A 20656-nucleotide genomic window follows, 5' to 3' on the forward strand; every position below is an offset into this window, starting at 1 on the left:
AATTATTTTCGCCGTTTTGCCGTTTAAATTGGCGTTGACGCTGGTAAAATGCTAACTTTACTAGCGAAAAGCGACGCGGAAAAGGTCAATTTTCTGCGTTATTTTACCTCGAATCTGATTTCTGGTTTTTTCTGATGGCTGAACAGCAAGTTTCTTCCGCTTCCCACGCATATACCGAAGACAGCATCCGCTCCCTCGATTGGCGGGAGCACATCCGGCTGCGCCCCGGTATGTACATTGGCAAGCTCGGCGACGGTAGCAGCTACGATGATGGCATTTACGTGCTGGTGAAGGAGGTGATTGACAACTCCATCGACGAGCACGTGATGGGCTTCGGTCGTACCATCGACATTAAAATCTCCGATAGCCGGGTGCAGGTGCGTGACTATGGTCGGGGCATTCCGCTGGGCAAAGTAGTGGAGGTAGTCAGCAAGATTAACACGGGCGGCAAGTACGACAGTAAGGTCTTCCAGAAGTCTGTTGGCTTGAACGGCGTAGGTACCAAAGCGGTTAACGCCCTCAGCAATTATTTTCTGGTCCAGAGCGTGCGCGACGGCCAAATGAAGGCCGCCGAGTTTGCCCAGGGCCAGCTCACCAACGACCCCCAACCCCAGCCCACCAGCCAGCGCAATGGTACGCTGATGGTGTTCCAGCCCGACGACAGCATCTTCCGTAACTACCGCTTCATCCCAGAGTTCCTGGAAAGCCAGATCTGGAACTACTGCTACCTGAACGCGGGCCTCACTATCAACTTCAACGGCCAGCGTTACCACTCCGAGAACGGCCTCAAGGACCTGCTGGCCCGCAAAGCCGACCCCGAGGCCATGCGCTATGATATTATCCACCTGAAAGGGGAGGATATTGAGCTGGCTCTCACCCACGGCAACGACTACGGCGAGGAGTATTACTCGTTCGTAAACGGGCAGTACACCACCCAAGGTGGTACTCACTTGGCTGCCTTCCGCGAGGCCGTGGTAAAAACCGTGCGCGAGTTCTACAAAAAAGAATACGACGCGGCCGACATCCGGGGCTCCATTGTGGCCGCCATTTCGGTGCGGGTACAGGAGCCGGTGTTTGAGTCTCAGACTAAAACCAAGCTGGGTTCCCTCAACATGGGTCCCGATGGGCCTACTGTGCGGGGTTTCATCCTCGACTACGTCAAGGAGCACCTCGACAACTACCTCCACAAGAACCCCGCTGCAGCTGAAGCCCTGAAAAAGCGTATCGAGCAAAGTGAGCGGGAGCGGAAGGATATGGCTGGGGTGAAGAAGCTGGCCAACCAGCGCGCCAAGAAAGCCAACCTGCATAACCGTAAACTGCGCGACTGTCGCCTGCACCTGGGCGAAACCAAGGACGAGGAAAAGGCGCTGCTCACCACCTTGTTTATCACCGAGGGTGACTCCGCCTCAGGCTCCATCACCAAGAGCCGCAGCGTAGAAACCGAGGCCGTTTTCAGCCTGCGTGGGAAACCACTCAACTGCTTCGGACTCAAGAAGAAGATTGTGTACGAGAACGAGGAGCTGAACCTCCTGCAGCACGCCCTCAACATTGAGGAAGGCATTGAAGGCCTGCGCTACAACCGCGTGGTAATTGCCACCGACGCCGACGTGGACGGCATGCACATCCGGCTGCTGCTGCTCACGTTCTTCCTGCAGTTCTTCCCTGATCTGGTGCGCAACGGCCACGTGTTCATTCTGGAAACGCCGTTGTTCCGGGTGCGCAACAAGAAAACCACCATTTACTGCTACAACGAGCAGGAAAAACAGGCTGCCATGCGCCAGCTGGGCCGCAACCCCGAGGTTACGCGCTTTAAAGGCCTGGGCGAAATCAGCCCCGATGAGTTTGGTAAGTTCATTGGCGACAACATCAAGCTGGAGCCCGTGATTCTGCAGTCGGACCGCTCCATTCAGCAGGTGCTTACCTACTACATGGGCAAAAACACCCCGGCCCGTCAGGAATTCATCATCGAAAACCTGCGCCAGGAGAAGGATTTGGTAACTTCCGACGTATTGCCCGTTGCGGAAGTAGTTGAAGCGGAAGTAGCCTAATGCATGAGTTCCCTCGGCCGGCCACGGTCGGGGAGAGGTACAAGAACAATAACTGTGGCAAGGGCCACACCCTACTGTGTCAGAAGAAACGAACCCCCAGGACCCGAACTTTGAAGAGCAGCCCAACCTGTTTGGGGCCGGCGACTCCTTCGAATTCGGGGCTGCCCCAGACCCGGCCGATGAAGCTGCCACCCAACTCAGCGTAAATGAGAATGGGGAGCTATTGCTGGAAATGGCGGCTATAGAATCAACCACCGCCGAGCTGGCTGCCGAGGAGGAACCCGCGCCCGAGGAAGAGCCCAAGTTTGCGCCCGGCGAGATGATTCACGACGTGGCTACCGTGAACGGCATGTATCAGAACTGGTTTCTGGACTACGCCAGCTACGTGATTCTGGAGCGGGCCGTGCCCGCTATTGAGGATGGCCTCAAGCCCGTGCAGCGGCGCATTCTGCACGCCATGAAGGAAATGGACGACGGCCGCTTCAACAAAGTGGCCAACGTTATCGGGCAAACCATGCAGTACCACCCCCACGGCGACGCTAGCATCGGCGATGCCATGGTGAACCTGGGCCAGAAGGATTTGCTGATTGAAACCCAGGGTAACTGGGGCGACATCCGCACCGGCGACGGGGCGGCCGCGCCGCGCTACATCGAGGCCCGCCTCAGCAAGTTTGCTCTCGACGTGGTGTTCAACCCCGACGTGACGGAGTGGCAGATGAGCTACGACGGCCGCAAGCGGGAGCCCACCACGCTGCCCGTGAAATTCCCGCTGCTGCTGGCGCAGGGCGTGGAGGGCATTGCCGTGGGCCTGAGCACTAAGATTATGCCCCACAACTTCCGGGAGCTGTGCAAGGCCAGCATCGACGTGCTACGGGGCCGCGACATTCAGCTGTTCCCGGATTTCCCCACCGGTGGCCTCTGCGACGTCACCAACTACAACGGCGGCCTGCGTGGCAGCAAAATTCGCCTGCGCGCCACCATTGAGAAGGTGGATAAAACCCTGCTCGCCATCCGCGACATTCCGTACGGCACCACCACCACGGCGCTGATGGAAAGCATCGTGAAGGCCTCGGAAGCCAATAAAATCAAGATCAAAAAGGTGGTGGACAACACCGCCGCCGAGGTGGAAATTCAGGTGCACCTGCCGGCCGGGGTCAGCCCCGACCTGACGATGGACGCCCTCTACGCCTTCACCGACTGCGAAATCAGCATCTCGCCCAACACCTGCGTGATTATTGAGGAGAAGCCGCGGTTTGTGGGGGTGGAGGACATGCTGCGCCTGAGCACCCAGAAAACCGTGCGCCTGCTGGAGCGGGAGCTGGAAATCCGCCAGGACGAGCTGCAGGAAAAGTGGCACTCGGCTTCGCTGGAGAAGATTTTCATCGAGAACCGCATCTACCGCAAAATTGAGGAGTGCGAAACTTGGGAGGATATACTGCAGACTATTGACGCCGGCTTGCGCAAGTTTGTGCGCGTGGACGGGGAGAAGCCCAAGGCCAACGACCAGCGCATTGTGCTGCGCCGCGCCATTACCGAGGACGACCTGACCCGCCTGACAGAAATCCGCATCAAGCGCATTTCGAAGTATGACGGCTTTAAGGCTGAGGAGTACATCCAGCGCCTGGAAACCGAGCTGGCTGAAGTGGCCGACCACCTGGCCAACCTCACGCGCTACGCCATCAACTACTTTGAGGGGCTGCTGAAGAAGTACGGCGCCGGCCGGGAGCGGAAAACCCAGTTGCGCACCTTCGACGTGGTAACGGCCCAGAAAGTGGCTATTGCCAACCAGAAGCTGTACGTGAACCGCCAGGACGGTTTTGTGGGCTACGGCCTCAAAAAGGACGAAAAAGCAGAGTTTGTGGTGGACTGCTCCGACCTGGACGACATCATCAGTATCCGGCGCGACGGCACGTTCATGGTGAGCAAGATTGCCGAGAAAACCTTCGTGGGCAAGGACATCCTGCACGTGGGCGTGTACAACAAGAACGACGACCGGCTGGTGTACAATATGATTTACCAGGATGGGGCGTCGGGCATCAGCTTCGCCAAGCGCTTCCTGGTAACGGGCATCACCCGCGACAAAACCTACGACCTCACCAAGGGCACCAAGGGTACCAAAACGCTGTACCTCACGGCCAACCCCAACTCCGAGTCGGAGGTAGTGAGCGTGCAGCTCTCGGATAAGGCAGCGGCCCGCGTGAAGCAGTTTGATTTCGATTTTGCCGAGCTGGCCATCAAGGGTAAGGGCTCAATGGGCAACATCGTAACCAAGCAGCCCATCAAGAAAATCGTGCAGAAAAGCCTGGGCGACTCCACCCTGGGCGGGCGCGAAACCTTCTTCGACAGCGTAGTGGGCCGCCTCAACCACGCCGGCCACGGCCGCTACCTCGGTGCTTTCGATACCGATGACACGCTTCTGCGCGTGTTCAAGGATGGCAGCTACGACCTGCAGTCACCGGACCTAGCCCTGCACTTTGATATGGCCAACATGGTGCTGCTGCGCAAGCTGGAATCCGACACCGTGCTGACGGCCGTGTACCAGGAAGGCGAGTCGAAAACCTACTTCGTGAAGCGGTTCAAAATTGAAACCAGCACCCTCGACAAGCGCTTCGTATTCATTTCTGAAACCAAGGGCTCAAAGCTGATTGCCGTGACGGCCAACCCCGAGCCGGAGGTGGAAGTGAAGCTGCAGCGCGACAAAAAGGCCGACAAAGAAACCGAAAAGCTGCTTCTGCACGAGTTTATCGACGTGAAAGGCTGGAAGGCCCAGGGCAACAAGCTCAACTACTTCAAGGTGCACGCCGTCACGCTGCTCACCGACGAAGGTCCCGAGCCCGAGCGCAAAGCGGCCAAAAAGAAAGCTGGCCCGGCCACCATTCCGCGCCCGGCCGCTGCGCCGGCGGCCGCGCCGCTAGCCGAGCTGACCGGCCCGGTAGATATTTCGGACGCTGACATTGCCCAGGCTCAGGCCGTGCTGAAAACACCCAAGTCGCAGCTTAAGCTGTTCTAGGTCCCTGAATTTCGGGTGAACCCGAATAAAAATGGCCGCTCATCTAGTCTGAGCGGCCATTTTGTTTCTGAATGCACAACTTTACGGCCGTTATCCGCTGTTGCTTTTGAACAGCCAGTTGTAGCCCTCATTTTCTCACCGCCTTTATGCCGCCACTGGGTCGCGCCTTGATTTGCTGGATACTGTTGGGGTGGGGGGCAATACCACTGAGCGAGGCGCAGTCGGCTTCGCAGACAGCTTCGGTAGCGGCCGCCTCACCCGACCCTACGATTGACCGGCTACTCACCGAGGCGGTTCGGCTGCAGAGCGAATACCACGAATCGGAGGCCTTGGCTGTGTATGAGCAGGTACTAAGCAAAGCTCCGGCTACGTACGAAGCGTTGTGGCAGGCATCCGTGCTCAGCATCCGCATTGGCAGCCGCTACACCGATGAAACCCGGAAGTCAGCGTATTTCTCCGCGGCCCGCCTGTATGCCAACCGCGCCCTAGTGGTGCGGCCCAACGGGGCCGAGGGGCATTATGCTGAGGCTCTGTGCCTGGCTACGCAGGCCCCGTTGCTCACGGCCCGGGGCCGGTTGCTGGCCTACCGCGAAATGCGGGAACACGTGTTCCGGGCCACGGAGCTGCGCCCCCAGTGGTCGGATGCCTGGCAACTGCTGGGCCGCTGGCACTACCGCGTCGACCACTACAACATTCTGGAGCGGATTTTCAGCCGTGTTTTTCTGGGCGGCATGCCTACCGGGGCCAGCACGTTTATGGCTATTGATGCCCTGCGCAAAGCCCACGAGCTGGACCCCCACCGCATCCAGTACGCTTATGACCTCGCACGCGTGTACCTGAACCGGGGGCAGCAAACCCGGGCCACGGCCGTGCTCCAGGAAGCCGTGACGCTGACGCCCGTAACGGTGGATGAGCTGGAAACCAGCCGCCGTTGCCGCCGCATGTTGGAGCTACTGAACCGGAAACTACGCCGGCAGGTGCATCGTCACCTCAAAAAGCTCTGAGCCCTAATTCCCCCGAAAGAGGGCGTATCTTTGTGCCGGTCTATGTTATTGCCGTCTCCCGCTGTGCCTGCCGTGCGTTTGTTTTGGTTTCCTCTTCTGCTGACTGCCGGTATGCTGGCCGGGTGCTCGGACACGCCCGAGGAGCTACCGGAAAAGATGGTGAACCTGAAAACGGTGCAGAGTGGTCCGCGTATCCAAGCGGAGGAGCTGGATGGGGCCATTCAGCGCCAGCCCCGCAACGCCTCTCTGTACGCCCGGCGAGCGGCTTTTCGGCTGGATGCCGGGCAGGTTGATGCGGCCTTGCAGGACATCAATCAAGCCCTGGAGCTGGATGACGCGCCGGGCAATTTCTATTTCACCAAAGCCCGGGCGTTGCGGGCTCAGGGACGCATCAAATCGGCCTTGGCCGCCACCGACGAAGCTGCCCGCCGCGGATTTGCCTCGCCTGATCTAAACTTGCTGGTAGGAGAGATGCACTTGGCCACCCGGCGCTACCAGGATGCGCTGGACCAGCTGGACCGGGCTCTGCAGCAGGAGCCTGATCTGGCGGCGGCCCTGTTTTACAAGGGAGTAGCGTATGTGGGCTTGCAGGATACCGTGCAGGCCCTGGATTACCTGCGGGCCAGTCTCGCCCGTGACCCTCGTCAGCCCGAAACCTTGCACCAGCTGGCCTTCTTGCTCAACGCCTTCCGGCAGCCGGCCCAGGCCGCCCAGTACGCGGCTCGTGGCCTGAAAGTGGCCCCCACCTACGGCCCGCTGTGGTACGATTACGGCCGCCAGTTTGAGCTCCAGAACCTGCCCGACAGCGCCACCCGCATCTACGCCCGCACCGTGCAGCTGGACACCACCTTCTACCGCGCCGATTACCGCCTGGGGCTGGCCGCCTACAAGTCCCGGCAGTACGCGCAGGCCATCCCGCACCTGCAACGCGCGTTGCGCCGCGCCCCCCGCCTCGAAAACGCCCGCCAGATGCTGGCCGAGAGCCTGGAAAGCCTGGCCCGCTGGGCCGAAGCCACCGACCAATACCGCCAGTTGGTGGCCGAAAACCCCGGCAACCGGCACTGGACCTACAAAGTGTGGAAGGTAGGCAATCGGGCCCGGGGCCTTATCGTGAACGAAACCCCGCGCCCGGCCCCCGTCGAAGCCATTGAGCCTATTCAGGCCCAGCAGCCAGGGTTATAGATAGGAATTGTTCGTTGTTCAATTCTCCTTCCGACTAGAATCGAACAACGAACAACTAAAAACGAACAACTAACTTGCGGCTTCACGGCTGTTTGTATAGCCACAAACCCCATTTTATGCTCAATATCACCCTCCCCGACGGCTCGGTGCGCCAGTTTGTAGATGGCGCCACGGGCTACGACGTTGCCGCCGGCATCAGCGAAGGTCTCGCCCGCAATGCCCTCGGCGTACGCGTCAACGGCGAAGTGCGCGACCTGCACCGCCCCATCGAACACGATGCTGAGGTGGCCATTCTCACCTGGAACGACCCCGACGGTAAGTCCACGTTCTGGCACTCCTCGGCGCACTTAATGGCCGAGGCCCTCGAAGCCCTGTACCCCGGCGTGAAGCTGGGCATCGGCCCCAGCATCGAAAACGGCTTCTATTACGACATCGACCTGGGCGAAGGCCGCACCATCTCTACCGACGACCTGCCCGCCGTGGAGCAGAAGATGCTGGAGCTGGCCAAGAAAAAAAGCCAATATCAGCGCCGTGAGGTAAGTAAGGCCGATGCTATTGCCTACTTCACCGAAAAGCAGGACCCCTATAAGCTCGACCTGCTGGAGCGCCTCGAGGATGGCTCCATCACGTTCTATACGCAGGGTGATTTTACCGACCTCTGTCGCGGGCCGCACATTCCCGATACCTCACCCATTAAGGCCGTAAAGCTGCTGAACGTGGCCGGGGCGTATTGGCGCGGCGACGAGAAAAATAAGCAGCTCACGCGCATCTACGGCATCACCTTCCCCAAAGCCAAGGAGCTGACCGAGTACCTGGAGAAGCTGGAAGAAGCCAAGCGCCGGGACCACCGCAAGCTGGGCAAGGAGCTGGAGTTGTTCACTTTCTCGGAGAAGGTGGGGGCCGGTCTGCCGCTGTGGCTGCCCAAGGGCACCGCGCTGCGCGAGCGGCTGGAGCAGTTCCTGCGCCGGGCGCAGGTGAAAGCCGGCTATTCGCCGGTGGTTACGCCCCACATCGGCTCCAAGGAGCTGTACGTGACCAGCGGCCACTACGAGAAGTACGGCGCCGACTCGTTCCAGCCCATCAAGACGCCGAACCCGGGCGAGGAGTTCTTCCTCAAGCCCATGAACTGCCCGCACCACTGCGAAATTTACAAGTCGAAGCCCCGCTCGTACCGCGACCTACCGGTGCGTCTGGCCGAGTTCGGCACGGTGTACCGCTACGAGCAATCGGGTGAGCTGCACGGCCTCACGCGGGTACGCGGCTTCACCCAGGACGATGCCCACATCTTCTGCCGCCCCGACCAGGTGAAGGAGGAATTCACGAAGGTGATTGACATCGTGCTGTACGTACTACGCGCCCTCGATTTCCCCGACTTCACCGCCCAGATTTCGCTGCGCGACCCGGAAAACAAAGCCAAATACATCGGCACCGACGAGAACTGGGCTAAAGCCGAGCAAGCTATCATTGAAGCGGCGGCCGAGAAAGGCCTCAACACTGTAACCGAGCTGGGTGAAGCCGCCTTCTACGGCCCCAAGCTCGACTTCATGGTGCGCGACGCGCTGGGCCGCAAGTGGCAGCTGGGTACCATTCAGGTCGACTACAACCTGCCCGAGCGGTTCGACCTGGAGTACGTAGCCCCCGATAACTCTCGCCAGCGGCCGGTAATGATTCACCGGGCCCCGTTTGGTTCGCTGGAACGCTTCGTGGCCGTACTCATCGAGCACTGCGGCGGTAACTTCCCGCTCTGGCTCTCGCCCGAGCAGTTTGCCGTACTGCCCATTTCGGAGAAGTACCACGACTACGCACAGCACGTGTACGACTCGCTGGTACAGGCCGAGCTGCGCGGCACCGTTGACCACCGCGACGAGAAAATCGGCCGCAAAATCCGCGACGCGGAGGTGGCCAAAATCCCCTACATGCTCATCGTAGGGGAGAAGGAGCAGGCCGAAGGCGTGGTATCGGTGCGCCGCCACGGCCAGGGCGACGTGGGCAGCATGCCCATTTCCGAGTTCATCAGCAGCTTCCAGCAGCAAGTGAACGACATGATGGACGGCAAAGTAACTGCCGCTGAAGCCCACTAGTCCGACCAGTCACATAATCGGCTTACTTGATGTTGCCTAGCCCCCCGTTTTCCAGCTGAAAACGGGGGGCTACATTGTTTTTAGCCAGTTCTGGAGCGTAATTTTATATAGTCTTTTTTGAGCGTTTGGAAAAAAAGCCGGATATTCGCCCGCTGATTGAACCCATACGGGCCATTTCGTGTCCGGTCAATCACGCACAAAACCGACTTTCACCTTAAGGAGAAAACGCCATAGCTACCCCAAACCGCCGCTATATCCCTCGCACCCAGGTCGAGGAGCCGTTTAAAATCAACCAGAAGATTACGGCCCGTGAAGTCCGCCTCGTTGGCGACAACGTGGAGCAGGGCATTTATTCCACCGACCAGGCCCGCCGCATGGCGCAGGATCAAAACCTGGACTTGGTGGAAATTTCGCCTACGGCCGTGCCACCGGTGTGCCGCATCATCGACTACTCGAAATTCAAGTACGAGCAGAAGAAGAAAACCCGCGAGCTGAAGGCTAAGCAAACCAAAGTAGTCATCAAGGAAATCCGTTTCGGACCTAACACCGATGACCACGACTTCGCTTTCAAGCTGAAGCACGCGCAGGAATTCCTGCGTGAGGGAGCCAAAATCAAGGCATACGTGCACTTTGTGGGCCGTAGCATCGTGTTTAAGGAGCGGGGCGAAATCCTGCTGCTTAAGTTTGCTCAGGCCCTCGAAGATCTGGCCAAGGTAGAGCAACTGCCCAAGCTGGAAGGCAAGCGTATGTTCCTCTACTTGGCACCGAAAGCTGTGGCTCCGGCTAAACCGGCCAAGGCTGCTGCCCCGAAGGAAGGGGGTAAAGAAGCTCCCAAGGAAGCTAAACCTGCCGCTGCTCCCGCCGATAAGGCTGCTGAATAGCTTTTCCGGAGCTTCGGCTCCACTTTTACGCTGGCGCACCGGCCCTAGGCAGCCGACCGCCGCAGTTTTTCACCTTTTATCACCACCACAATGCCGAAAATGAAGACCAAGTCCGGCGCCAAGAAGCGTTTCTCGCTGACCGGCACGGGCAAGATCAAGCGCAAGCATGCCTTCAAAAGCCACATTTTGACCAAGAAAACCACTAAGCAGAAGCGTGCCCTCACGCACGTTGGTCTGGTTTCCTCGGCCGACATGAACCGCGTGAAGGACATGCTCAACCTGTAATTGGTTGCTGGTTTTTGGTTTTCGGCGGACTTGATCAACCGACAGCCAGAAACGAATTACCAATAACAAACAACCCATTTTTCACCAGGCGTCCGGTAGACTCCAAGCTGCGGCAGATTTGTCCGCCGCCGGCCGCCAAAAACAACTCTGGTTATGCCAAGAAGTGTAAACCACGCGGCCTCGCGCCACCGTCGGAAAAAAGTAATGCGTTTGGCGAAAGGCTATTATGGCCGTCGCAAAAACGTATGGACCGTTGCCAAAAACGCCGTTGAGAAAGGCCTGCTCTATGCTTACCGTGACCGTAAGGTTAAGAAGCGTGAGTTCCGTGCCCTGTGGATCCAGCGTATCAACGCTGGTGCCCGTGAGCACGGCATGTCGTACTCGCAGTTGATGGGCGGCCTGAAAAAGGCTGGTATCGAGCTGAACCGTAAAGTTCTGGCCGACCTCGCCCTGAATCACCCCGAGGCTTTTAAAGGCATCGTGGAGAAAATTAAGTAAGCGGTACGTACAGCTGCTTTAGCAAAGCGCCCAACCCCGAAAGGAGTTGGGCGCTTTTGCTTTTCTAGTACTATGCGAGAGCAATAATCAGCGACAGAGCATAATTCAAATTGCTTGTTAATCTAAACCTTACACGGAAATATTGCAATGCATACATAATTACCCCCTAAACATTTTAAAGCAGAGGTGGGCCTGCTCTGCAAGTCAATAGGAGGTGACTCAAACTGGATTATTTATCACTGACAAGCAGATATACTCAGAATAACAAGCACAAAAAAACGGCTTCTCCGTTTTGGAAAAGCCGTTTTTGTATGTAGCGGGGACGAGAGTTGAATTAGTGAACACACTAAAGGAAGCCCGTTTCCAGCCTGTGAAGGGCATTTTTATGGATGATGCGATGCAGGTTTTTAGCACGTCTGTGATAAAAGTGTGATACCCGTGATGCCCCGTACAGGAGCCCGAAACGACAAGTTTACCACCTGTATCACCAAACTACGCAACCAGGCAAAACGCCGGGCTACTGGCCCTGGCCGGTGCGGCGCTTCGGGGCCGGGGCCGTGCGCTTTGCCGCGGCCCTGCCCCAGAAGGGCACCTACGTGCTGCCGTGGGTGGGGCAGAGCCAGTTTCAGACTCCGGCCTATACGACCGTGTGGGAGGATCTGCTCTGTATTCGGGGGTGAAGCTAGAACGCTGTATTCTTTGGTCGAAAGGTATCTCTGAAGGAGAAATAGATGATGCCAGGAATTAGCAGAAAGGCAAATAGGTTGCGCGCTACGGCTGGATAATTAAGTGTTGAATTCAAAAGGCCTGGTACTTGGCGCAGAATGAAATAATACGTCACACCAGCGTACACTAGAAACAGCAATTTTGCCCACAATTTGCCCGCTCGCATGCCCACGCCCGTCCAAATAGTCAGACTCAGAATCAGAACCCACGTTACCAGCAAGAGCAGGAGAAGAAGTTTGTCGGAGCCGGGCCTGCGTAGGACGGGGTCCAGTATAGAGAAGAAGGTGTAGGCATTGATAGCCATGTTCACACCCATCAGAATAACATACAGGTAAAACGCTATTCGGGTATTAGAGCGTGTGCTAGGGTATGTTGTAGGGGGCATATATTATTTCGTAAGATCCTCCAGCCGCACATACGCCGCGTACTCCTGCAGCCGTTCGGAGCTACTGGCGAAGCTTTCCAGCCTAGCGCGTATAATGATCCTCCACCTCCTGGTACGAGGCGCCCGCCTTCCGATTCGGGTCAGGGAAGCGCAGGGTCAGGTGGTGCTCATCCAGGGTAATGATGCTGGCTTGGTAGGCATTGCGGCCATAGGTAATCGTGTTGCCCTGCCGGGTGTAGGCGTGGCTGCCCTGGGAGCTGCCATCCCGAACACTGCGGTAGTGCATCGAGTCCTGCTTGATTTCCAGGTAAAAGGTCTGGTCCAGTACCTTGTCCTCACTCAGGAGCTGACCGGCCGCGTTGTAGGTAAAGCCCGTGGAGCCCTGAGCATTCCAGCGGCCGACCAACTCGGGCGAGGCCGGCTTCGGCGAATCGGTGTCGCAGGAGGTGGCCACCAGGGAGATGCCGAGCAGAAGGGTAAAGAGGTGTTTCATGATAGTGGGGTAGAAGTAAACAAACGTGTAAACAGGCGATGGACTAGGAAGCCGGCTGCGCCTGACGCAGCCACTGCTGCGCCTCGGGCAGGTTATCAAACATATGCATCTGCAGCTGGCCCTCGAAGCCCAGCAGCATGGACGTGGCGGACTGAGCCGCCAGCGACTCGGGGCTGACGATATGGGCGAAGTGGGTGAGGCCAGCGTCAATGGCGCGCGGAGCCCAGTTGGTCACAATCCACTCCACGGCGTGGTCCCAGGGGCCGAGCACTTGGCGGTTGTCGTTGAGCAGGTAGGCGCAGGCGTTTTCCTGCAAGGTGGGCAGGCAGGCATCGGCCCCGGCAATGATGCCGGTGTAGGTCTGATACCCGATCCAGTTATTGTAGACCCAGTGATTCGTCGGGTCGTAGTCGATGGTCAGGTATACTTTACCAAAGCCGTTAACTAGTTCAGCAGGCATGGGATGGGCTAGGGGGGAAGCGAACAAGGAGTGGCGCGAAGATACCAGATTACGACGTGGCACTTGGCCGGCGCAGCAGGTCGCGGGCAAGAATTATAACGGCCGCCATCCAAGGAATAAGCGAAACCGTCAGGACTATAAACTGCGGCGTAAACGGAGGGATTTGTAGCCTTGAGAAGTGAAAAAGAGGTTTGACAAACTCATACAGACTCATCCCAATGACCAGGAGCTTGACCCCGTAAGCACCCCGCCACACCGCCCAGCAGACTATGCCAATGGGAACAAGCGTGATTAACAGGCTGAGCAGGTACCCAAGTGAGTAGTCCACAGCGCGCTCAGCCGTGGGAAACACCGCGTAGCCAAGCAACACAAGAGCAAGGCTGGTAAGCAGCAGCCACACCGCGCGGTGGTCATTTTTGGGTATGGTAACGGCCATATCAGCTCACATGATTGCGCCCGCTCCCCACCGTGCCCGCCTGAGCAAGAGCCGGGCGGCGCGTGAGCTGCTGGCGGAACAGGAAGAAACCCACGCCCAACATCAGGGCCAGGGCAACTACTTCCTTCGTCATAGTCCAGGCGCTGTGCTGGAGGAAAAAGGGGAAGGCGCGGGCAAAAACGTAGCCTGCGTAGGCAAGCAGCAGTGCGTAGACGACTTTTGCCCATGGCTTACCGGCACGGATGCCCAGGCCCAGGGCAATAGCCAGTGCGAATTGCATGAAGACGGTCAGCAGCACTGGCCCGAGTACCTCCGAAAGCGGAATGTTGGCGTGACGCGCCGGGCCGATAGGCTCCGGCAAGAAGAGATAGAGCGCAGGCACCAGGTACAGTACCAGGAGTACGAAATACAGGCTGGCGGCAATCAGGTAGTCTTTGCGTAGGGATGGCTGCATATCATCGAACAAAGTAATAGACCGTCTCCTGGCGCTTGAACGGCGCAGGGGGCGGGGCCAGGTAGTAGCGCTGCTCCTCCTGATACACCAGCTCCTTGGCGGTCAACCGCTGGATGACCCAGGTGGAAATGCCCTTGATGCGGATTGTATCGCTGCTGCGGGTGTAGCGGGTGGTCTTGAGCAGCCCGAACTCTTCGAGCTGCACCGTGGAATCGGTGAAGGCCACGGCCTGCACGCCGGAGCTGTTGGGGCGGCGTGGCTCCAAGCGGCGGGACGTCACCTTGCCCTGCTCGTCGTAGTGCGTGACTACCTGATGCTCCAGCTGCCACGCGCCGAGCAGGTTGCCGGTCTTGTCCGCAAACGGGGGCTCTTCGGCGGCTATCTCCTTACACGCCACCAGCAGCAGCGGCAGGCTCAGCAGCAGTAGGAGGCGTAGGGATGCGGGCATAGTAGATTCGAGATTTGGATCTAATACACGTCCATCAGCCTGATATTGCTACAATAAAGGCTACCTAAGATAAGGTAGCCTTTATTGTAGCAATATCAGGCTAGCAACAAAAGGTGGTAAAGACTTTAGCGACCTGCATTTTCAGCAGCTGCCGTAATCCAATCATCAATGTTAAACCGACCTAAATCTCCAAGCCAACTGTATGTTTTGTATTTGCCAAGAGAAGCCAATGACCGCCCAGAAGAGTCCTTTGCGGTTGCAAGAGGGTTTATTCCACTTGGATCAATGTGTCCAAACATATTCTTCATACCTGCCATATCAATACACACAATTCCTCTATTTTCTGAATGAGCCTTCTCAAGCTCATACTTGACCCATCTACGGTTATACGTTTCGTATCCAGCCAAAACTACAATAACAGATGCACCATGCATATTACTGTCGATCCAGTTTCTTATAGCTGTATCACCTTGCCTTTCAATGGTTTCCCATTTTGCATGATCTAAGAAAGGAACTTCTTCAAAATGATTGGATATAACATTGCAGTTTCTTATTTGAGAAACTCTATGTGAATCTCGTTGGAAATGAAAGCTGAAAAATACACGTCGTGCCATTTTAGGGTTTTTTTATTAATGAAAGTATTTTATGAATTGTTTCTAAGTGTGAAGAAAGTGGTATTGTGTTGTTAGATAGTGATGTAAATAGTGTATTAAATACTTTTGAACGACTAGGAAAATAATATTTGAGATTATTGTAAACCTCTTCCCATAGTTCGAAAGACATATATCCAGTTGCGCCAACAGGAAGCAATAGTATATTTTGTTTTTTTGCTATTTCAAATTCTTTTCTGACACCATCAGAGTTGATAATTTCATCACCTTTTTCTTTATTGCCAAATAGAAAAATGGCAATTCCCGCAAGATTAAGCATTCTTTCTCTGTATTCATGCCATAAGGTGTCCTTATCAAGCTCTCCTATAACTAATTGAGGAAATGGTCGAATAGTTAATTGTTTGTCAGAATATTTTTGAGAATCAGAGTATATCGCCTGTAAAGCACCATTAATCACTGCGCTTCCTACTCCCCATCCAAATCCTGTGACAATATTATATCCTTTTTCAATTAAGCTATGACTAAGATTATGGATAAAATTTGTTGCTTCATCTTGGCTGTAAGTATTAAATCTTACTGCACTACCAGATATATATATTGTTTTTTGTTTATAGCGTCTTTCTACTTCAAGTAATATATTTGTTATATCCGAGTATTCGGAAATTAGGACTGTGTGTATGTTAAATCGTCTTAGGTCTTCAATAAGAAGCTCTTGTTTTCGAATTGCATATTCAAAATCAGCTTTTTTCTTATATTCTCCCTCTTGTTTAACCTTTCGAATTATACAATAATGAGGCCTTGCATTTTTGTCAATTTCTAACTTTACACGACTTAATATATAGTCAATATTTGGATCAGTAAAACTAAAACCTAAAAACAAAAAAGTTTTAGTTATAAAATGGCTAACTAATGTGTTGGTGAATTCTTGTCTTCTTATATGGTAAGATTGATAATCATCTTTTATCAGCACAGCTTCCTCAGGGCGGTCAACATCACCATGCATCTTAAACACAGTAACGTCTCTGCCCTTTTTATTGTTAGCTAAACTACTAACTGTTGTTTTTACATCAGCTCGCTTATCAGCTTTTTCTATACTCTTCTCTATAAGTTTGTCGTAGTTAGTTGTCCAAATTGTGTCAATTGGAATTCTTGCTATGATCTGATGGTTCTTAGATTCAACGGCCTTTTTGCTATATTCGTCGATTATTTTTTTATTGATAGAATTTCTACCAAACTTATTGAAGTGAAATTGTGCAACAGATAATAAGTCATACTCCTTATTAATCTCAAGTTTAAGGTCGTCAGCAATTTCTCTTAATAAAGATCTCCAATCAACGAATCCTTGGCTAACAGACATACCTGCGCCGATGAATAAGGCTGCATCGCCTTCTTCAATATGTTCAACGTATTTTTTGATGAACGATTCCTGGTCAATAATCATCTTTCTGAAATTAGGATTTTTGTGATGGTTCTTCGTTTGCGTCTACCCAATTGTCAAATAATACATATTCTTTGTCAGATGACCTTATCCATAGTTTGACTTCTCTTGCAATGTTGGGTTGAATGGTGACATAATAATATAATCCTAAGTATTCACTGCCAATAAACTTGTTGGAATAGTCAGTGTTGTCTGTTACTGGTAGTATAGCAGATTTACCTTTTAGTCCATCAAAAAAACCTAATTCCCAAGGCATCCATTTTGAGTTGGAGGAATTAGGTGAGAATGCATAAAACAAAGATTTGCAGGATTTCATACGTTCTCTTAGCTGAGATGCTGTATGCTTATTGACCTTGCTTCGATCTAACTCAGGATCATCTATCCAATCTATATAGACACTGTAACCTAAATCTTCTAATGTGTATTTCAAGCCGACTACTTCTGTTACGTCATTTGAACTATGTGAAAGAAATATGTCATATATTTTATCTTGTTTTGAAAGTTGAAGCTTTATTGATTCGTTAATTAATACTTTGCCTTTGTATTGCTCGCTAAAAAGCCTGTCTTGGGATTTTAATAAGACTTTTGATATTTCTTCTTTGCCTCTCTGTCTGAGATTAGTCTTTGAAAAAAGGGCCATTTTTTATAATGAATTAAGCATTGTATTTACTTCTTTACCTGCATCTCCAGCAGTTGAATGATCCGCTCCTTATCCCGGAGCTGGGCTTCCAGTAGAGCAACCTCGCGTTGAAGCGTCTTTATCTGATGCTCACTATCTGAGGTATCCCCACGCTTCGCATCCACCACCTGCACCTCGGCCGCTCCATCGAGAAACATCTCGCCACGGCCGAGTAGGAGCCAAGCGGGATTTAAGTTCTCAATCGAAAGGAGCAGCGCTGATAAATAGTCTGCATTAGGCAGCGAGTTTCTATCAGTGTAGTTCCGCGTTGTACCTTCTTTAAGGTTGTACTTGATACTGAAGCTTCTGACATTCAAGCCAAGAGCCTTTATCAAATCCCTAAGACGCTGATTGATAGTGCCTTCAGACATATTAAAGTGCTAATCACAAATTTTTATTTGTGATTGGGTGTATTTTATTTCTAATCTGACGTATGTTTGTACGTACTCGCTGCCCAAGTAAAGCAACCGGCAGCCAAATCGTCCAAACACGATGGAAGACCTCGCCCCGTACTGCCCCGACAACGTCCGCCAGCTGAGCCAGCCGATTCTGATACTGCTGCGGGCGCATGGCTTTGCCAGCTCCGAGCTGTATTCCCCCACGGGCCAGGTGTCCGTGCAGGGCTCGGCTATCAGTGCCGGCCTGACCTCGTTTCTGGCCCTCTACCAGCACGACACGCGCGCGGGCAAGAGGACGCTGGAACTCCAGGCGTACTACGGGCCCTTCCGGGCGGGCACGGGCCGTCTGCTCGTGCGGGATGCGCAGGACGTGGCCTTTCTGCTCGGCAGCTGGGAGCCGCTGGCCGAGGCCCGGCTGCTCACCCTTGAGGAGGTTCACGCAGCCACACCTGGTGCAGCAGCGTCAGCCCCTCCAGTACCAGCTGCCGCTGGCCCGCCCACGAGTGATGCACGTGGGGCGAGGGAGCCAGCAGCTCCAGCAGCTCGTCGGCCCGGTGGGGCACCGCGGGCTCCTGCGGCAGGTAGGTAAACAAGAACCGTTGCGCCGCATCCAGGGGCCCCCGGCCCCCCGCTTCCTCGGCCTCCGTGGCTTCCATGAGGCGTTGCCCCAGGGTTTGGAGTTCAGAAAGCAGGGCAGGAGCTAGCATCGGGCAAAGACATACATACGCGTTTCAAATCTACTCTTTTTCCCTGTTTGACTGCTGTTCTAAAAGCTGTATTATCCGCTCTTTGTCCTTCAGGTGGCTACTGAGCTGGTCTATTTTCTCTTGGGCCAACTGTAGTTCATTCTCAAGTTTTGCCCTCTTATTAGGATATGGTACAATCGGCCAAGGATGCTCCTTGCCAGTGTCTATATCAATATACCGATCAACTGTGGATTGACTTTTTTGTCTGTTAAGCATGACAGAAAAGCCATCAATGGGCTCTCTACCCTGCATCAAAAACTCAATTGAGATGTCATAGTGATTCATCATTTTGACGATGTTCGTCAAATCGATGTGTCTTTCTCCTCTCTCGTACTTGCTCCAGTTGCTATAAGAGATACCCACATTTTGGCAGAAGTCTTTCAAACTGCCCACTCTGTCCATTTGAATTAGGTGAGCATGCGCGCGCATAAATCGCTGGTGTATAGCTTCTACCGTCTCTTTTTTTCCGTTTCTCAACAAAATGGTGATTTATTTTAGTCAAAATGTTGACTATGGGAAAATCTTACGCGTACATTTGTACGTATTCGGTGCTAAGTAAAGCAACAGTTAGCCAATCTGTCCAAACACAGTGAGGGGCCAATTCAGCAGATGCCTTCTCTGCGGTAAGAGGTAGCAACAGCCTACTTTATCAGGTAGTTCTGCCTACTCAGAAGCCATACATACGCGTTTCAAATCTACTCTTTTTCCCCATTGCCATGACGGAGAAGCAGAAATACTATGCCCTACTCGCACTGGTCTGTGAGGACCTGCCGCACTTCGCCGTGGACCGGGCCATTCGCGCCGGCTACGGCCAGCAGTACGCCTCGGCCTCCACGCGTCTCTCGCACGTCAAGCAGGGCAAAGTGGCCTGCCTGCCCGATCTGCTGGCCCTGGTGGAGCACTCCCTGCCGGAGTTTGCCGTGCCCGCGCACCTGCGCCCGGAGCACGCCCCGGCCCCCTTATTCGAGAAGTAGTCCCCGTTTCTCACCTATACCCCCCGCTTGCTATGCACCTCAACACTGAGCCCCCGGCCCCGGCCCGCCGCCCCTGCCTGCGCGATTTGGCGCGCCTGACCACCACGCTCTTGCCCCCGGCCGTGGTGATGCTCACGTCTCTGGACGAGCTGGAGCGCCGCTGCCAGGAAATTGACCTGACTCACCCGGAGTACCGGGAGGAAACCCCGCTGGTGCGCCGCTACGAGCAGCAGCGCCGGGCGGCCCTGCGCGGGGAGCTGCGCCTGGTCACGGCCACGGCCACCGAGGCCCCCGCCTTTCCCGATTCTGCCACGCGTGCCTAACCCGCCCCGGCCATGTCCAAACAGCTATTCTTTCCGCCGATTTCCCTCACCGATGCCCGCACAGGCAAGCGCGTGCGCGTGCAGCAGCTCCCGGAAGGGGCCGCCCTGGTGCCCGCCCCCGAGCCCATTCTGGGCTACAGCTACCAGCAGGGCCACCTCACCGTGTACGTGCGCGGCACCATGCCCCCGGAGCTGCGCACGGCCCGGCAGGAGGGCACCACCCACCAGGAGGTGCTGCTCGTGCCCGAGCTGCCCAGCGGCATTCGGGAAATCGACTGGACCGACTGCCGCCGCGAGTTTCAGCTGTTACTGCCTACTGCCGCCTGATCATGACGCCTTCTGCTTCCCTGAGTCCCGTGGCCCACGCCCTGGCCCTGGTCTTCGGCACGCCGCCCTTCACCAGCGAGTACACCACCGAGCACATCGGCAAGGTGCTGGGTAAGCTCCTGGGCGAGACGCTCACCGAGCAGACGGTGCTCGAGGAGCTGCGCGCGGCTCCCTACGCCACCCCGCGCCCCGGCCGGGGCCGTCACCTGCTCAAGTGGCGCTTTTCCCGGGCCGAGCTAGGGGAGAAGCCGGCGCGCCCGGCCCGGGGCCGCCAGCGCCTGCCCCGGCAGGAGCGCTCCATTGCCGAGTCCATGGGCCTGAAACGCTCCTAACCCCGATTGTGATGGCTACTGCCGCCTACGCCCTCTACACGGCCCGGCCCGCCGCCGGCCCCCCGCGCTCCTTCCGCGACTTTCTGCTCTCGGAGTACCAGCAGCCCGTGCACCTGCTCGGCCTGGAGCACCTGCGCCCGCCTGCCGGCGTGCGCCGCCCCCAGCTGCTGGTGGAGCGCGGCCAGCTCACGGAGCAGCTGAACTCCGTGCGCTTTCTGCTCTCGGTGGCCCGCCAGCACCCCGGCCGCTTCCCGCAAGAGGAGCAGCTACTCCAGGCCGACGAGCAGCGGCTCACCGCGCGCCTGGCGGCCATTGCCGCCGCCCTCAACGAAGGACGGCAGGCGGCCTAGCCACGTTTTCCCGCCCCCCGCACACCTACTGCACCTACTGCCCCCATCGGCCGCGCCCAGAAGGCGCACGAAGCCGACCGTTCCCCC

Annotated in this window: 24 protein-coding genes and 1 pseudogene; 14 read left to right on the forward strand and 11 right to left on the reverse strand. The window is 55.6% G+C overall.

Annotated features, from left to right (window positions below):
• Nucleotides 1–134: 134 nt before the first annotated feature.
• From LF252_RS05815 to LF252_RS05855, 9 genes and pseudogenes are all read left to right on the forward strand, one after another.
• Nucleotides 135–2048 (forward strand): DNA topoisomerase IV subunit B, encoded by a 1914-nt coding sequence (locus tag LF252_RS05815; RefSeq protein WP_226268608.1) that lies wholly within the window; start codon nt 135–137, stop codon nt 2046–2048.
• Nucleotides 2049–2280: 232 nt separating this feature from the next.
• Nucleotides 2281–5058, forward strand: a complete 2778-nt coding sequence (locus tag LF252_RS05820) for a DNA gyrase/topoisomerase IV subunit A (protein ID WP_262904880.1) — start codon at nt 2281–2283, stop codon at nt 5056–5058.
• A gap of 146 nt (nt 5059–5204) precedes the next feature.
• Nucleotides 5205–6062, forward strand: a complete 858-nt coding sequence (locus LF252_RS05825) for a tetratricopeptide repeat protein (protein WP_226268609.1) — start codon at nt 5205–5207, stop codon at nt 6060–6062.
• A 111-nt stretch (nt 6063–6173) separates the two neighbouring features.
• Nucleotides 6174–7244, forward strand: coding sequence for a tetratricopeptide repeat protein (locus tag LF252_RS05830; RefSeq protein WP_226268610.1), 1071 nt, complete (start codon nt 6174–6176; stop codon nt 7242–7244).
• Nucleotides 7245–7360: 116 nt separating this feature from the next.
• The gene (gene thrS / locus LF252_RS05835; RefSeq protein WP_226268611.1) at nt 7361–9325 is read left to right on the forward strand and encodes a threonine--tRNA ligase; all 1965 of its coding nucleotides are present in this window, start codon (nt 7361–7363) and stop codon (nt 9323–9325) included.
• 230 nt (nt 9326–9555) lie between these two features.
• Nucleotides 9556–10113 (forward strand): annotated as a pseudogene (gene infC, locus LF252_RS05840) (translation initiation factor IF-3); the annotation flags it as partial.
• 183 nt (nt 10114–10296) lie between these two features.
• Nucleotides 10297–10491, forward strand: coding sequence for a 50S ribosomal protein L35 (gene rpmI, locus LF252_RS05845; protein WP_226268612.1), 195 nt, complete (start codon nt 10297–10299; stop codon nt 10489–10491).
• A gap of 153 nt (nt 10492–10644) precedes the next feature.
• Nucleotides 10645–10989 carry a 50S ribosomal protein L20 gene (rplT, locus tag LF252_RS05850; protein WP_125423859.1) on the forward strand — a complete coding sequence of 115 codons (345 nt, stop codon included), beginning with the start codon at nt 10645–10647 and terminating at the stop codon, nt 10987–10989.
• Nucleotides 10990–11522: 533 nt separating this feature from the next.
• A complete protein-coding gene (locus tag LF252_RS05855; RefSeq protein ID WP_226268613.1) occupies nt 11523–11669 on the forward strand; it encodes a DUF4113 domain-containing protein in 147 nt (48 codons plus the stop codon).
• Between the two features lie 513 nt (nt 11670–12182).
• Here LF252_RS05855 and LF252_RS05860 read toward each other — a convergent pair.
• The 11 genes from LF252_RS05860 to LF252_RS05910 all read right to left on the reverse strand — a co-directional run bounded on the left by LF252_RS05860 (nt 12183) and on the right by LF252_RS05910 (nt 18692).
• Nucleotides 12183–12593, reverse strand: a complete 411-nt coding sequence (locus tag LF252_RS05860) for a hypothetical protein (protein ID WP_226268614.1) — start codon at nt 12591–12593, stop codon at nt 12183–12185.
• Between the two features lie 43 nt (nt 12594–12636).
• The gene (locus LF252_RS05865) at nt 12637–13053 is read right to left on the reverse strand and encodes an STAS/SEC14 domain-containing protein (RefSeq protein WP_226268615.1); all 417 of its coding nucleotides are present in this window, start codon (nt 13051–13053) and stop codon (nt 12637–12639) included.
• 49 nt (nt 13054–13102) lie between these two features.
• Nucleotides 13103–13489, reverse strand: a complete 387-nt coding sequence (locus LF252_RS05870) for a hypothetical protein (protein ID WP_226268616.1) — start codon at nt 13487–13489, stop codon at nt 13103–13105.
• A gap of 1 nt (nt 13490) precedes the next feature.
• Entirely contained in the window at nt 13491–13943 is a 453-nt protein-coding gene (locus LF252_RS05875; protein WP_226268617.1) for a hypothetical protein, read from the reverse strand.
• Nucleotide 13944: 1 nt separating this feature from the next.
• Nucleotides 13945–14391, reverse strand: coding sequence for a hypothetical protein (locus LF252_RS05880; protein ID WP_226268618.1), 447 nt, complete (start codon nt 14389–14391; stop codon nt 13945–13947).
• Nucleotides 14392–14516: 125 nt separating this feature from the next.
• Nucleotides 14517–15005, reverse strand: a complete 489-nt coding sequence (locus tag LF252_RS05885; protein ID WP_226268619.1) for a TIR domain-containing protein — start codon at nt 15003–15005, stop codon at nt 14517–14519.
• Between the two features lies 1 nt (nt 15006).
• Complete coding sequence (locus LF252_RS05890; RefSeq protein WP_226268620.1) at nt 15007–16443, reverse strand: SIR2 family protein; 1437 nt, start codon at nt 16441–16443, stop codon at nt 15007–15009.
• 10 nt (nt 16444–16453) lie between these two features.
• Nucleotides 16454–17080 carry a toll/interleukin-1 receptor domain-containing protein gene (locus LF252_RS05895; protein ID WP_226268621.1) on the reverse strand — a complete coding sequence of 209 codons (627 nt, stop codon included), beginning with the start codon at nt 17078–17080 and terminating at the stop codon, nt 16454–16456.
• A 26-nt stretch (nt 17081–17106) separates the two neighbouring features.
• Nucleotides 17107–17490 carry a hypothetical protein gene (locus tag LF252_RS05900; RefSeq protein ID WP_226268622.1) on the reverse strand — a complete coding sequence of 128 codons (384 nt, stop codon included), beginning with the start codon at nt 17488–17490 and terminating at the stop codon, nt 17107–17109.
• Between the two features lie 446 nt (nt 17491–17936).
• Nucleotides 17937–18224: a hypothetical protein gene (locus tag LF252_RS05905; protein WP_226268623.1), complete on the reverse strand. Its 288-nt coding sequence runs from the start codon at nt 18222–18224 to the stop codon at nt 17937–17939.
• 30 nt (nt 18225–18254) lie between these two features.
• On the reverse strand, nt 18255–18692 hold the full coding sequence (locus LF252_RS05910; RefSeq protein WP_226268624.1) for a helix-turn-helix domain-containing protein: 438 nt from the start codon (nt 18690–18692) through the stop codon (nt 18255–18257).
• A gap of 287 nt (nt 18693–18979) precedes the next feature.
• On the opposite strand from LF252_RS05910, the gene LF252_RS05915 reads away from it, so the two are divergent.
• The 5 genes from LF252_RS05915 to LF252_RS05935 are packed head-to-tail and all read left to right on the forward strand — an operon-like array spanning nt 18980 to nt 20569.
• A complete protein-coding gene (locus LF252_RS05915) occupies nt 18980–19237 on the forward strand; it encodes a hypothetical protein (protein WP_226268625.1) in 258 nt (85 codons plus the stop codon).
• Nucleotides 19238–19269: 32 nt separating this feature from the next.
• The gene (locus tag LF252_RS05920; protein ID WP_226268626.1) at nt 19270–19560 is read left to right on the forward strand and encodes a hypothetical protein; all 291 of its coding nucleotides are present in this window, start codon (nt 19270–19272) and stop codon (nt 19558–19560) included.
• A gap of 12 nt (nt 19561–19572) precedes the next feature.
• Nucleotides 19573–19887, forward strand: coding sequence for a hypothetical protein (locus LF252_RS05925; RefSeq protein ID WP_226268627.1), 315 nt, complete (start codon nt 19573–19575; stop codon nt 19885–19887).
• A gap of 2 nt (nt 19888–19889) precedes the next feature.
• Complete coding sequence (locus LF252_RS05930; protein WP_226268628.1) at nt 19890–20219, forward strand: hypothetical protein; 330 nt, start codon at nt 19890–19892, stop codon at nt 20217–20219.
• An 11-nt stretch (nt 20220–20230) separates the two neighbouring features.
• Nucleotides 20231–20569, forward strand: a complete 339-nt coding sequence (locus LF252_RS05935) for a hypothetical protein (RefSeq protein ID WP_226268629.1) — start codon at nt 20231–20233, stop codon at nt 20567–20569.
• Nucleotides 20570–20656 lie beyond the last annotated feature (87 nt).

This window comes from Hymenobacter pini, from assembly GCF_020421205.1.
Taxonomy (GTDB): domain Bacteria; phylum Bacteroidota; class Bacteroidia; order Cytophagales; family Hymenobacteraceae; genus Hymenobacter; species Hymenobacter pini.